Raw genomic sequence first — 13,782 nt, forward strand, 5'->3', positions numbered from 1 at the left:
ACAAGTGATAATAGAGAAGAATGGAGAATCAGAACCGGCGGAGTCGTAACCAGTGAAAACGAAATCCTTTTACAAGAAGCTCTTTATCAAGAATTTCACCAGCCTCATATGGGAGCAAGAGAATCCGACCCAAAACGTTGGAAACTCAGCGAGATGGGAGCCGCTTCCAAGGTCAGAGAGATAGGTAATGTAACATTAAGCGGAAATCTGCTCGGAGAAATTTCCCCCGACAACAAGACTTTAAAATTTTCCAAGATAACATTCACAAAAATCGGAGATTCGTTTCAAGGAAGAATTACGACCCATGTGAATCAAAAAAGCGTAACAATTGACAACGAAATTGCAGGAGTGGTGTTTTACAAAGCGGCCGTCAGTACTGCGGAACAAATCGTTTCCGTTTTTTCAAGGTCGGAACTCATCAAACCCGGAATGATTTTTCTTGTGGGAAAAGATCAAGTTCCGTGTAAGATCATAGAAGTCTTCCAACACTCCGGCGTCTTAGAACCAGTAGAGAACGGAAAAATTCTCTCCGTATCTGTAGGAGATCCAGTGATTTTAAAAGGAAACATCGATACAAAAGCCATCAACAAAAGAGCAACCGCAGACGAACTCATTCGCAAGCTCAAATCCGATCCGAACGTAAGTAAAGAAGAGCTCATCCGGGAAATCGAAAAATTAAAGAACGTACGATAACGACCTGATATAAAATTAAAACTAGATTTGTTTTCGTTTACGTCGTTTTCTAACCGCATCTTCCATATTTCTGAAAAAACAAAAAACAGACATACGAGTTTCACCAAGACGAAGTCGTTTATCAATTCTCTTCCAAAATTTCGCAATCACCCTTATCGTTTTTTCGATCAAAACGAATTCTTAAAAATCAAATGGAAGATTCCGATTGAACTTGAAGCGGCTTTTCGCTCGATTTTTTTTTAAGAAGAATTTTCGTTTTCAAATATTGAAACGGATACTCGATCAAAGCGTAAAAAGGAATCGAAAGAACAACGACCAGAACCAACACGAAAATAAATTGGGATAAGAGTATCAAGGTAGAACTAGGTTCTGTTCGAATTTTTAAAATCGATAGAGAAATTCCGATCAGAATCAAATGCCAAAGATAAATCGTGAAACTCAACCTCGCCACGGGAACAAAAAGTTTCAGACTTAGAAAACGGCTCAATAAACCTTCCGAACGAACTACCGCAAGCAATAAGATCCCCGCAAAACCTATGTTCAAAAGATTGTATTTGAAAGTATGAGTAAAAAAACTGTCCGTACGCAGATTCACCCAATGCGCCACACATAAGAAAAAAAAGAATAAAAATAAAAGTGGATAATACAATCGATTATCAGTCTTCAAACGACTTACCAAATCCTTATGACCTACATAAAGATCCATTGCGATCACTCCCATCACCAAAGAATCGAATCGAGTGTGGAAAGGAAAATAAATCTCATTAAAATATTCCGGAGTCAAAGGCACGGTCGTAGTTATGTAAACGATCACGCGAGACACGGTAGGAATCAAAAGCAAACACCATAGGAAAAGTTGCCTATGTTTAGGATTCATTTTAAACAACAAAAGACTACAGAAAAGAGGAAAAATCAAATAGAACTGTTCTTCTATGGACAAAGACCAGGTATGAATATTCATTCCCGGAAAATAATTTCCTAAAAATACGAAGTCTCCCCACGCATTGGAAAGTTTAAAAGAAAGCACATAGGCTTCCTGTTCGAGTCCTTTCTCCTCTGCGATTTTGAGCACAAAACTGGAAGCGATCAAACTAAACGTGATAAAAAAATAGTAGGCCGGAAAAATTCGAAACGTGCGTTTCAGATAGAATTTTTGAAAATTGATTGCTCCGTTTCGAGTCCAATCACTCAGAAGCCCCTTTGAAATCAAAAAACCGCTGAGAACAAAAGACAAATCCACCCCCGACCAAAAAAGGGAGTCAGATTGAAGTGTACCAATTTTTTTCCAAGCAAGAGCATAATGATTTAAAATGACTAAAATAATTGCAAATGCTCTCAGACCGTTTAGAGACTGAATCTCGTTATCACGATGAAACCAAAGATCTTTAATGAAAGCTTTCATTACTTTTTTTCAATTTCCAATTAGAATATTCCATTTTATTTACCATTTCGTAAAATCGCCTTTTTATTTCGGACCCCAACCCAAAAATAACTGATAATACCGACTTCAAGCGAAAGTAAGAAACCATTAAAATGAAATTTAAATATCTTTTAACATTTTAATAAACAATATAATTCATGAGTCTCTATTATTTGTAAACTTCGTCGTTAAAATTTGGAACAAAAAATCAAATCGTAAGACGTATAAAATGATTGAATAATCTACTAATACCCGATAGAAGCACAATATGTTTCATTCTACAAATTCTTTATTCTTATAAAATTGCAGTTCGTAATCCGAAAGGTTTATATAAATTCCTTCTCGGCCCTTTAAATCACACTACTCTATCTTTTACCGAGAAAGTTCATAAGACACAATGATAACGAGGTCCTCGAATCATTTTTAAGGAAAGCAGATTCGGATATATAAACACAATCAAGAAAAGAGCATTCAAAAGCAGAAAAGATTTAAAAAATGATAAAACAAAAATAGGACAGAGGAAATAATGATCGCAAAGAAGTCTTAGATCTCAAAAATTTCTAAGACTCCTTAGGTTTGATTCTACTTATTGCGTTTACGCATAACTGCATCTAGAAATTTCTTACGAAGACGCAGACTTGCAGGAGTTACCTCTAAAAGCTCGTCGTCGTCTAAAAACTCTATATTTTGTTCCAGAGAAAATCTCCTAGGAGGAACCAGACGAATCGCCTCATCCGCACCGGAGGAACGGACGTTGCTCAACTTCTTCTCTTTTACGGGATTCACTTCTAGATCATTTTCGCGAGAATGAATTCCGATGATCATTCCGGGATAAACCGCAGTATTCGGTCCGATTACCAATTCTCCCCTTTCCTGGATTTTCCAGAGAGCGTAAGCGGTGGATTCTCCGGAATCCATGGAGATCAAAGCACCGTTCTTACGACCGGGGATTTCACCTTTGTAGAGATCGAATCTAAGAAAACGAGAAGACATTACTCCTTCACCGCGTGTTTCGGAGATAAAAAATCCTCTAAACCCGATAATACCCCGTGTCGGAATCACAAATTCAACACGAGTCATTCCGGAGGGATGTGCGTCCATCAATTGCAGTTCGCCTTTTCTTCGGTTTAATTCCGCGATGATCTGGCCTGTGAACTGATCCGGAACATCCATTACCAAATACTCATATGGTTCGAGTTTCTGACCTTGTTCGTTGGTTTTTAAGATCACTTCAGGACGAGAAACTTGGATTTCAAATCCTTCCCTTCTCATCGTTTCGATCAGAACCGACAAGTGAAGTTCTCCACGTCCTAAAACTTTAAAACGATCCTTGTCTTCGGTTTCTTCGAGTCTCATCGCTACGTTGGTTTCAAGTTCCCGGTCCAGACGTTCACGAATGTTTCGAGTCGTTACGAACTTTCCTTCCTTTCCCGCAAACGGAGAATTGTTTACCATGAAGAACATGGATACGGTCGGCTCTTCGACTTCGATCGCCGGTCTTGGGGCGGGCTTTCCAGGTTCGCAGATCGTATCTCCGATAAATACGTCAGGAAGTCCTGCGATCGCTACGATATCGCCCGCTTCCGCAGCATTAACTTCGTTTCGTTTTAACCCTTCAAAGTTGTATAATTTTGTTATGCGAAATAGAGCCGTGTCGGTAGAAGTTGCAGTGTCACTCTTCTTAGCCGCAAGTTGGATGACGTTCATACCGAGAGCCATCTTTCCCGCATAGATTTTCCCGACCGCAATTCTTCCTACATAGTCGTTATAATCCAAGGAAGTCACTTGAAATTGAAGCGGAGCCTCCGTGTCCGCTTGCACGGGAGGAACATGTTTCAAAACCGTATCTAAAAGGGGGTCTAAATTTGTTCCTGGAGATTCACTTAGGTTATATACCGCCCAACCTTGTTTCGCGGACGCATAAACGATTGGAAAGTCGAGTTGCTCGTCGGTTGCGCCGAGATCGGAAAAAAGATCGAAAGCCATATCAACAACGGCTTCGGGTCTTGCTCCGGGACGATCGATCTTATTGATTACTAGAATCGGTTTGTGTCCGAGCTGAAGGGATTTTCCCAATACGAAACGAGTCTGAGGCATCGGTCCGTCGAAAGCGTCCACGAGTAATAAACAGGAATCCGCAGTCGCGAGAACACGTTCCACTTCTCCACCAAAATCCGCGTGACCAGGAGTATCCACAACGTTGATTCTGGTTCCTTTGTAAACCACTGCAGTATTCTTTGCTTTGATCGTGATTCCTTTTTCCTTTTCCAAGTCATTGGAGTCCATGATCCTTTCTCCGTCTTCTTTGGCAGTGACGGCGCCGGTTTGACGGAGAATTCCGTCCAGAAGTGTAGTTTTCCCATGGTCTACGTGGGCGATGATAGCTATGTTGCGGATTTCCATTCTAAAACCAAAAATTTCGGAAGCCTCCTGGTGTAAATCCGGATTTTTTGTCAATTTTTTAAAGGAAGAATTTTTTAACCGGTTTGAAACGAAGAATCTTTGGCGACGCTGGTGGCTCGCAGTCGCGCGCTTTGTTCAGTTTAACATGAATTCGATATATAAAAGTTTGGGCGAATCCGCTCGCAAATTTCATAATGAAACGTGTCCTATAGCAAGCGTTTCAACCAAAAGGCAGCGGAGCGTTGGCCGTTGGTCCTCAAACGTTAGTTTGAGCTATGGCTCGCGACCTGAAACACTTTCGTAAAAAGAGTTTCACCTGAGTTTTTTTTATTCCAATTCCTTCGGAATCTTTCAAACTCAATGCACTCTAGGAATCGCAGTACAAGAATCGCTTTGGCATTTGTTATGCCGAACTCACATTAATTTTACTATTTTGGCACTTTATGGATTCCAAAATCGTTTTCTAAATACATCCAGGGGCTTATATGAAGTTACATTTCATTTTCTATTTCTTAATTCTAATTTCATTGATCGCTTGTAATGAGAGCAAGAATAAGATCGATTCAGATCTTTTACTTTCATTAGCAATCTCAAAACCTGCACCTCCGGATCGGGCAGAGAACTATGATCGGGATGTACAAATCATTACAAATCTTTCCTCATTCACAGATTCAGGAAAAGTTGAGATTACTTGCAATCTAAACTACTCCTCTCAGCAGGATATTGATTATTATGTAGAACAACTGAAAAAAGAAATCACCAGATATCCAAGAGGATATTGGATCAAAGCCGGTGTGGATAAAATTGTGCTTTGTAAATCGATGACAACGGCAGATGGGAGGATCAAACTTGCATTTTCTGATATCAATCTTCTTGCTATTAGCGTAACACAGCCAATGGCAACTATGCGTTATGGCACGACTACATGCGGAGGTATTCCAAATTTCAACTCTTTTGAATGTTATGACCAATTAGCAATCCATCACGAACTAACACATAGCGTGGATCGTAAATTTCTAACCTTTGCTATTAATTCTCTCTTGTATTCTGATCCGGAATGGGAAAAACTGAATTCTCCTGGATTTCAATATTATGGATCCGAGAATTTTCTTCAAATACCAGCTGGTTGGCACCCCTTGCCTGGTATTATGTTGCGTTATGGGGCTTCACATTTTGTAGAGGATAGAGCTGTATTTGGAGCTTTGATCATGGGTTGGCCAGCCACTTACAATCTTTTAGTTCAAGCTTGTCAGACCGATCCGTTCGTTGCGGCAAAAGTACGTTTAACCGTTTCTAGATGGAAACAATTTTGGCCATTTCCAGGCGCCGAGAATACAGAATGGAAAATCAGAATGGCTCAAGCGGAACGGGATTGCGATTGAGAGATTCTATAAAATAGATAGGTTGAAAAATCGCATTCTTCGATTCATTTTTTTACTGTAAATTTTAGTTTTAGGAAATCTTTATAAAATGAATTCCTAATTAATGGTATTTCTCAAACAAAGATTTTATACGAAACTTACTTTTTCGAATTTTGTTTAAACGTATAAACTAATAAAACAGGAATTGACTGGGCATTTGAATTTAAAGAATTGATGAGTAGCAGATTATCACAGCGAGACGTATTGCAAGAAACATGGAATTAAAAAAATGAAATTTTGATATCACAGCGGAAGGCGAAACAGGACTTCAAAATCGGAATTTGCAGAAATACCCGGGATTGGCGAGAAATCGAACCCGCTATCAACTTCGGAATTTTCGACACTCAAGATAGACAGATACGACAGGGTACATTTTCAAGTGAAACCTGGATTTAATTTAAAGCAATGGAAGTTTAGACAAAATAGCGCCCCTTCTCGGCTTGAAAAACGAGAGTTAGAATGCAAGACCACAAAACCAACAGAAGGAACTAAGAGTTTTCCCAAAATGTTTTCTGTGAGGGCGACATTGCCGCGACGACGCTGTCGTCGGTCTTCTGAATGTAGGAGTTCCCTCAAATTACGTTGCATTGAAAGTTTTTCTTGTTATTTAAAATTGTAGTAGTTCCTACATTCCTAACGCTTTGAGACGGACTCTTAGACAAACAACCGAGTAAAAAGATCCATAGAAATTATATTTCACATAAGAACATTAAGACACATAGTCGAGTCATCTTTTCTAAACTTTTTAAACCGCGTTCTCTCTCGGTCCTCGACTCTAAGCAAAACATTTCCACAAAATCTTTTTGTTATTTGAAATCTGAATCCGGTTCGACAGACATAAGGAAAGAATAAAAAAACATAATTTCATGAAAATTCTTTTGAAACCAGTAAACTTCTACTTTTTTAGAAGACGATCGTCGACTCGAAAATAATTAGCCTGGTCTCGATTCCTTGAGTTTTTTTCTACAAGATCTTTCACGAAAAACAAAAGAAGAGTGACATTTAAAAATCTAAAACAATGAATTTTTCCGATAGTTTTCTTCGGATTCACAACAGAAAAATATCCGACCTCCCCAAAAAAATAAACAAATTAGAATATTATAATTCATTTTTCCGGAAGAGGAATTCGTTCCGTTTCACCCGGGACCTTCGGAAAATATTCTTCCTTCCATTCCAGTTTCGCCTTTTCGATTCTTTCTAAGGAAGTGGACACGAAATTCCACCAAAGATGTCTGTGTTCCGGAAACGGAACACCGCCCAATAGAATGGCTCTGCTTCCTTCTTCGGAAGAGAATTCGATTGTTTCACCGGCCAAAAACACCGCTATTTGACCGACTCCGACCGTTTGACCTCGTATGTTCAAACTTCCACGAGCAACATACAACGCAGATTCCTGATCGTTCGGGATATTCCATTTTCCCTTGGCTCCGGGCTTTGCGTCCAAGTCGGCATAAAAAAGAGAAGAATACACTTTTACCGGTGAACGTTTTCCTAAGAATTCTCCAGCGGCAAGTCTGAGTTCCCATTCTTCTCCGTTGATGACCGGAATATCTTTGCGATCCAGATGAAAAAATTCCGCGTTCACTTCTTCGTATTCTTTCGGAAGAGCGACCCAAGTTTGAATTCCTTCCAAAATAGAATACCGAGAATCCAATTGAGAGCGTTCGCTATGTGCGATCCCCGAGCCCGCAGTCATCCAATTGACTTCGTAAGGGCGAATAGGCATCTCCGATCCGATGCTATCTCGATGAAGAATGACTCCGTCATATAAATACGTAATCGTCGCGAGTCCGATATGAGGGTGGGAACGAACCACGAGTTCTTTTCCGGTTTGAATCGAAACAGGTCCCATATGATCCACGAATACGAATGGACCGACGTGACGCGCTTCGATTGAGGGAAGGATTCTTCGAACCCGAAAATTGTCTCCGAGATCTTTGAAGATTGCTGAAATGATTTTCATAGGTTAAAGTTTAGATTAATTGTTTTGGATTTCAAGATTTTTGAATAGAAAACTCTCGTTCGTCTGAGAAAATCTCTTATTTACCTTGGATATTTCCAGGTCTTTTCAATTGTTCCATTTCTTAAATCGCAAACTCGTATGTTTTCGAGATCGATTTTGACTGTTTCTGTAATCCTTTTTTGAATTCCTTTTCCTTGATTTTTCGAACAATATAATTGTCTATTTTTCGAAGTTTAAAAACAAAATTCTTCGATCGTTCAGAATTCGAAAAAACTTCATTTCCAAAAAAACTCCAGATAAGAATTAAAACCATTTCGAAAAAATGAAAATTTCGAATTCGATATAAACCATTTTATTTGTCGGCTTTTAACTTGTAGGAATTATCAAGGTTATAGAATATTCCTCTTTTATTATTTAAGAATGATGCTTTCTTAGAGAACCCACGGAAATCCAAAGACTCGCTGCAGTCAATATGGTTCCCATCCAAAGTGGAGCTTCTGGTGAATAGATCGGAGTTTCTCTAGCTGTAAAATAAGAAAATAGTCCCGTCATCAAAATCGGTCCTATGATCGCGGTAACACTCATTAAGCTCGTGAGCGCTCCTTGCAGTTCCCCTTGTTCTCTTGGAGGAACCTGAGAAGACATGATTCCTTGAAGTGGGGGCATCGCGATCCCTCCCAAACAATAAGGAATTAAAAATACGAACATCATCCAACTTTGTGTTGCAAGAGCAAATAATGCATATCCGAGTGCGTTCAAGGCCAAACCCAGATAGATACTCCGATTCTGACCCAACACAGGAAGAATGATTCTAATCAGCCCTCCTTGCGTGATCGCATAAACAAGCCCAACAACCCCGAGTGAATAACCTACCATGGCCTCGTTCCATTGAAATTTTTCGATCGTATAATAATTCCAAGTTCCTTGGACAGCGTGCGCCGCGGTGTTTATTAGAAAAAATGCAACTACTAAGCCGATGATCATCGGATAACGTTTTAAATTGATAAGCGAACCTATCGGATTTGCTTTTTTCCATTCGAATTTTCTTCGATTTTCTTTGGTCAACGATTCTGGAAGAACAAAAAATCCGAACAACCAGTTTACCAACGTAAGAACGGCTGCGGCTAAAAAAGGTGCCCTAGAACCGAATTGTCCAAGGGAACCTCCAATCACAGGTCCAATGATAAATCCTAGTCCGAACGCGGCTCCGAGAATTCCGAAATTCTGAGCTCTCTTTTCGGGAGGGCTGATATCCGCAATGTAGGCATAACCTGTCGTAAAACTTGCTCCCATGATGCCCGACACAACTCTTCCGACAAATAACCAAAAAATGGACGGTGCAAACGCTAAGAATAAATAGTCCAACGTAAACCCGAACAGAGACGCGAGTAAAATGGGTCTTCTTCCATATCGGTCACTCAATCCTCCAACAAATGGCGCAGTGATAAACTGAACGAACGAATAAGCGAACATCAAGAGACCGCCGTACCAAGCGGCGTCGCTCAAAGATCCGTGAGTTAATTCCTGTATGAGTTTCGGCAAAACGGGAATGATGACTCCGAAACCTATTACGTCAATGAGAACAGTTACAAAAATAAAGCCTAGGGCGGCAGAACGTTGAGGATTCATAAATCCCACCAAACAAATAATAAGCTTCTTGGCAATCAAAAAACAACGCCTTAAGTAGTTCTACGGAGACTTCATAGAATCTTCAAATTCGAAAGATGTTTAAAATCGAATCTTATCTGCCAAATAAAGACTGATTTGATTTCTTACGGGTAGTATCTGTCTGAGAACTTAAAAGACTTTTAATTGTTTTTTTTCGGAACTGTTAATCTAAAACTCAAAACTATACAAAAAAGAAATATAAAGTTCACAAAAAAGCCAGGCAACCACAGTCTAAAATACATTTTTGTTAAGCGATATCAAACTCTGTAAACGCCATTAAAGCGACAGTCTATCTTGATGCCAAAAATCTTAAACCGGATTTTTCTTCGCTTTAATTTCTTTAAGGTTTGTTTGTGTTTGAATGTTTCAAATAATTCAGGAGAAGTTAGGAAGAAGATATCTTTTCCGTTTACACCCAACATTTTCAATCGGATTTAATTTCGGTGCGTAAGCGAGTAAAAACTCTATAACAATTCGATCATTCAATGAAGTAATAAATCCAGCGACTACAAACGAACGATGAATATTGATTCGGCCCCAGACGATCATCAGTTTTCAAGGAACGACCAGAATATCACCTTGGTTTGCTTTTAGGTCCAACCCCACGCATGTGGGGAACAGGTATTTGACAGAGTAGAAACTTTGAAAAGTTGGCAATATCTTCTTACTTATTTCTTTGATTCAAGCATCAAGTAGCTTTTCGACTCAATTTGTAGTTTGCCTTATCATTTTATCCTTGTTATTTGTGAAAGCAAAAATCCATTTGCACACTCAAACGGATATTTTCAAATATTCATATTTGACTCTATCGAAAGATTTTATAAAAGAAAAAGAAGACTCTCGACTTCAAACTAACTGAAGTTTTGAAATAAAAACTCCGCATAACAACCGTTCGTTTTTTTTAATACGCCTATCTTGAGATAAACTTTAAAATCACAAGTCACTTTTGGAATATAAATTCACCTTTGAATAGGGCACACCTACCTATCTTGAACATATTCCATTTTTCAAATTATATATTATTATATATAGAAATTTGAATGGGGATATATATGAAAATGATGCAGAAAATCTTCCAAAAGGAAAAAGCGAAAAGACAAAATAAATCTAAAATCTCAAAGTATTCTGGGGGATATTGTGTTCTCCTACTCTTGTTTTTTTTAAACTGTATGCCAAATCAACAACTGTCAGAAAATAGTTTACTTCTGTCTTTACTTTCACTTCCAAATGACCAAAGTATAGAAATGGAAAAAGATAGATCTATGAGAAAAGCCGAACCTAAAGCCAGGCCTAAACGAAAATACGATGGGGTTACTTTCATATCCGATGCAACCGGAAAAAGAATTCAAGCCAATAGTAAAGCTCCAAACGGTTGGCTAAAAGTGGATGCTTCGCGAGATACGTATTTCACAAGATTCAATTTATATCAGGACGGAGGTGATCCCAACTGTATAGAAAGCGGTCGTATCCGAGTCGAAACTTCTGCAAATCCGAAGTATTATTGGAATTGGTGGGCTGGTGGAGGTGGGGGCAATTATGCATACTATCCGAAATATAATGATGGCTCCAATCGACTTGTAATCTTAGTTATAAGCGGAGGATGTTTAAAATCAGGTGGCAAGGTCGCATTTGGGGATCATGATACTTTCGGTGCTGGATATGATTATTATATCACGAATTGGAACGGAGGGAGTTGGAACGAATATCTATTTCTTTGGGTGTGGACACTTAATCCTGGTCCAAGGGAAATTTTTACTGCTATATTGAGTCCAACACCACCGGAAGCAATAGAACAACGTGAGTCAGAGGTAGATTGACAATCCATTGAACTATAATCATGATTACCATATTCTTCAGAAGTGGTTCAATCATCAAAATATATAATGAATAATGTATATTCGAAAATAAAATCAAAAATATACATTATTCTAATTATCTTAAGGCATTACAAAATTCTTTAGGGAATCCGCTCCGGATAATTGTGAATCTTGTTACGTTCGAAGTACTAATGCGATTCTTATACCGGTTCCAGATATTTCAATGTCACTTTGGTTCTCAGGCGGAGTTTGCTAAGTTCACTTGAATCTCATGTCGACCTATGGTTCTTACGGACGTAAAAACACAAAAAAGTCCATTTCGTTAAACGTAATCCGTAAAATGTTATAGCATTACTCATCACTATAAAAACAAGCATCCAAATGTCAGCTTACTTTCAAAAGAACTCGTATTTGATTTCAACTTTCCTAAAGTAGATTTTGTTTTTTTAATCAATGAATTTAAATTCTCTCTACAAAAGTTGGCAATATCTTCTTACTTATTTCTTTGATTCAAGCATCAAGTAGCTTTTCGACTCAATTTGTAGTTTGCCTTATCATTTTATCCTTGTTATTTGTGAAAGCAAAAATCCATTTGCACACTCAAACGGATATTTTCAAATATTCATATTTGACTCTATCGAAAGATTTTATAAAAGAAAAAGAAGACTCTCGACTTCAAACTAACTGAAGTTTTGAAATAAAAACTCCGCATAACAACCGTTCGTTTTTTTAATACGCCTATCTTGAGATAAACTTTAAAACCACAAGTCACTTTTGGAATATAAATTCACCTTTGAATAGGGCACACCTACCTATCTTGAACATATTCCATTTTTCAAATTATATATTATTATATATAGAAATTTGAATGGAGATATATATGAAAATGATGCAGAAAATCTTCCAAAAGGAAAAAGCGAAAAAACAAAATAAATCTAAAATCTCAAAGTATTCTGGGGGATATTGTGTTCTCCTACTCTTGTTTTTTTTAAACTGTATGCCAAATCAACAACTGTCAGAAAATAGTTTACTTCTGTCTTTACTTTCCCTTCCAAATGACCCAAGTATAGAAATGGAAAAAGATAGATCTATGAGAAAAGCCAAACCTAAAGCCAGGCCTAAACGAAAATACGATGGGGTTACTTTTATATCCTATGCAACCGGAAAAAGAATTCAAGCCAATAGTAAAGCTCCGAACGGTTGGCTGAAAGTGGATGCTTCGCGAGATACGTATTTCACAAGATTCAATTTATATCAGGACGGAGGTGATCCCAACTGTATAAAAAGTGGTCCTATCCGAGTCGAAACTTCCGCAAATCCGAAGTATTATTGGAATTGGTGGCTCCGTGGAGGGGGAGGCAATTATGCATACTATCCGAAATATAATGATGGCTCTAAGCGACTTACAATCTTAGTTATAAGCGGAGGATGTTTAAAATCAGGTGGCAAGGTCGCATTTAGGGATCATGATATTTTAACTGATACCCATGATTATTATATCACGAATTGGAACGGAGGGAGTTGGAACGAGTATCTATTTCTTTGGGGGGAGAAAATTAATCCTGGTCCAAGGGAAATTTTTACTGCTATATTGAGTCCAACACCACCGGAAGCAACAGAACAACGTGAGTCAGAGGTAGATTGACAACCCATTGAACTATAATCATGATTACCATATTCTTCAGAAGTGGTTCAATCATCAAAATATATAATGAATAATGTATATTCGAAAATAAAATCAAAAATATACATTATTCTAATTATCTTAAGGCATTACAAAATTCTTTAGGGAATCCGCTCCGGATAATTGTGAATCTTGTTACGTTCGAAGTACTAATGCGATTCTTATACCGGTTCCAGATATTTCAATGAAAATTGATTTAGAGATATGAAAGACTCAACAGTTTATCGTAGAATGGAGAATCTTTTATATTTCAAAACGACAGTTCCTTGGAGAACTAACTCCGGTGAGATATTTTAGACAATCCGTTTAGAGGTTTTTCGCAATTTCAGTCGGTATTTTAAATGGGGCCATCTTACTTTTACTCTTTTCAATTTTGTTTTTGGCTACTTCCTTTTTTTCAGCAGAAAAAAGTCAGCGCGTTTTAGTTGTTAATGACAATCTTCAAACACGGATTCTGCACCGCATATCAGTGGGACTTGATTACGGGTAAAGTTGTAAAAAGCTTCCTTAGAAGCTCGTGTTCTTAGTAAGACGATTTGCCATCATAAATTAACTTGGACACGAAACCCAAAAATAGATTGCAAAATCCAGATTTATCCTATACAAGTTTTTAGCCTTTTCCCCACATGCGTGGGGTTGAACCGTCGGGTCGCGACCCCGTAGGAGCGACACGTCCCGCGACCTTTTCCCCACATGCGTGGGGTTGAACCGAA

The 13,782-nt window shown here is 38.3% G+C and carries 8 protein-coding genes and 1 CRISPR repeat array (2 of these 9 only partly in view); of the genes, 4 read left to right on the plus strand and 4 right to left on the minus strand.

Annotated elements, in window-relative coordinates; genetic code table 11:
- Window positions 1-693, plus strand: the 3' portion of a protein-coding gene (locus LEP1GSC190_RS12565; protein ID WP_002745040.1) for an LIC12353 family lipoprotein. Its footprint begins 243 nt before the window's first position; only the last 693 of its 936 coding nucleotides appear in the window; its start codon lies beyond the left edge, outside the window; its stop codon occupies window positions 691-693.
- 187 nt (window positions 694-880) lie between these two features.
- On the opposite strand, the gene LEP1GSC190_RS12570 is transcribed toward LEP1GSC190_RS12565, so the two are convergent.
- Together LEP1GSC190_RS12570 and typA are read right to left on the minus strand one after the other, a co-directional pair.
- On the minus strand, window positions 881-2,095 hold the full coding sequence (locus LEP1GSC190_RS12570) for an acyltransferase family protein (RefSeq protein ID WP_002745060.1): 1,215 nt from the start codon (window positions 2,093-2,095) through the stop codon (window positions 881-883).
- A 600-nt stretch (window positions 2,096-2,695) separates the two neighbouring features.
- Window positions 2,696-4,516, minus strand: coding sequence for a translational GTPase TypA (typA, locus tag LEP1GSC190_RS12575; protein ID WP_002763282.1), 1,821 nt, complete (start codon window positions 4,514-4,516; stop codon window positions 2,696-2,698).
- Between the two features lie 485 nt (window positions 4,517-5,001).
- Here typA and LEP1GSC190_RS12580 point away from each other — a divergent pair, with 485 nt between their 5' ends.
- The gene (locus LEP1GSC190_RS12580) at window positions 5,002-5,898 is read left to right on the plus strand and encodes an LIC13305 family lipoprotein (protein ID WP_002745048.1); all 897 of its coding nucleotides are present in this window, start codon (window positions 5,002-5,004) and stop codon (window positions 5,896-5,898) included.
- Between the two features lie 1,144 nt (window positions 5,899-7,042).
- Here the strand turns inward: LEP1GSC190_RS12580 and LEP1GSC190_RS12590 are convergent.
- Window positions 7,043-7,900, minus strand: coding sequence for a pirin family protein (locus LEP1GSC190_RS12590; RefSeq protein ID WP_002745042.1), 858 nt, complete (start codon window positions 7,898-7,900; stop codon window positions 7,043-7,045).
- A gap of 414 nt (window positions 7,901-8,314) precedes the next feature.
- Window positions 8,315-9,529, minus strand: a complete 1,215-nt coding sequence (locus LEP1GSC190_RS12605) for a TCR/Tet family MFS transporter (protein ID WP_036036239.1) — start codon at window positions 9,527-9,529, stop codon at window positions 8,315-8,317.
- A gap of 1,091 nt (window positions 9,530-10,620) precedes the next feature.
- On the opposite strand from LEP1GSC190_RS12605, the gene sph reads away from it, so the two are divergent.
- Window positions 10,621-11,385: a sphingomyelinase gene (gene sph / locus LEP1GSC190_RS12615; RefSeq protein ID WP_117344715.1), complete on the plus strand. Its 765-nt coding sequence runs from the start codon at window positions 10,621-10,623 to the stop codon at window positions 11,383-11,385.
- A gap of 880 nt (window positions 11,386-12,265) precedes the next feature.
- Entirely contained in the window at window positions 12,266-13,030 is a 765-nt protein-coding gene (locus tag LEP1GSC190_RS12620) for a sphingomyelinase C (protein ID WP_117344651.1), read from the plus strand.
- A gap of 654 nt (window positions 13,031-13,684) precedes the next feature.
- A CRISPR array of direct repeats spans window positions 13,685-13,782; the repeat unit is 29 nt; unit sequence CTTTTCCCCACATGCGTGGGGTTGAACCG (it continues 607 nt past the right edge of the window).

It is taken from the genome of Leptospira mayottensis 200901116 (genome assembly GCF_000306675.2).
Classification (GTDB): domain Bacteria; phylum Spirochaetota; class Leptospiria; order Leptospirales; family Leptospiraceae; genus Leptospira; species Leptospira mayottensis.

Coding starts and splice junctions, on each gene's coding strand:
- sph (WP_117344715.1), top strand. CDS start 10,621: ATGAAAATGATGCAGAAAATCTTCCAAAAGGAAAAAGCGAAAAGACAA.
- typA (WP_002763282.1), bottom strand. CDS start 4,516: ATGGAAATCCGCAACATAGCTATCATCGCCCACGTAGACCATGGGAAA.
- LEP1GSC190_RS12605 (WP_036036239.1), bottom strand. CDS start 9,529: ATGAATCCTCAACGTTCTGCCGCCCTAGGCTTTATTTTTGTAACTGTT.
- LEP1GSC190_RS12580 (WP_002745048.1), top strand. CDS start 5,002: ATGAAGTTACATTTCATTTTCTATTTCTTAATTCTAATTTCATTGATC.
- LEP1GSC190_RS12570 (WP_002745060.1), bottom strand. CDS start 2,095: ATGAAAGCTTTCATTAAAGATCTTTGGTTTCATCGTGATAACGAGATT.
- LEP1GSC190_RS12590 (WP_002745042.1), bottom strand. CDS start 7,900: ATGAAAATCATTTCAGCAATCTTCAAAGATCTCGGAGACAATTTTCGG.
- LEP1GSC190_RS12620 (WP_117344651.1), top strand. CDS start 12,266: ATGAAAATGATGCAGAAAATCTTCCAAAAGGAAAAAGCGAAAAAACAA.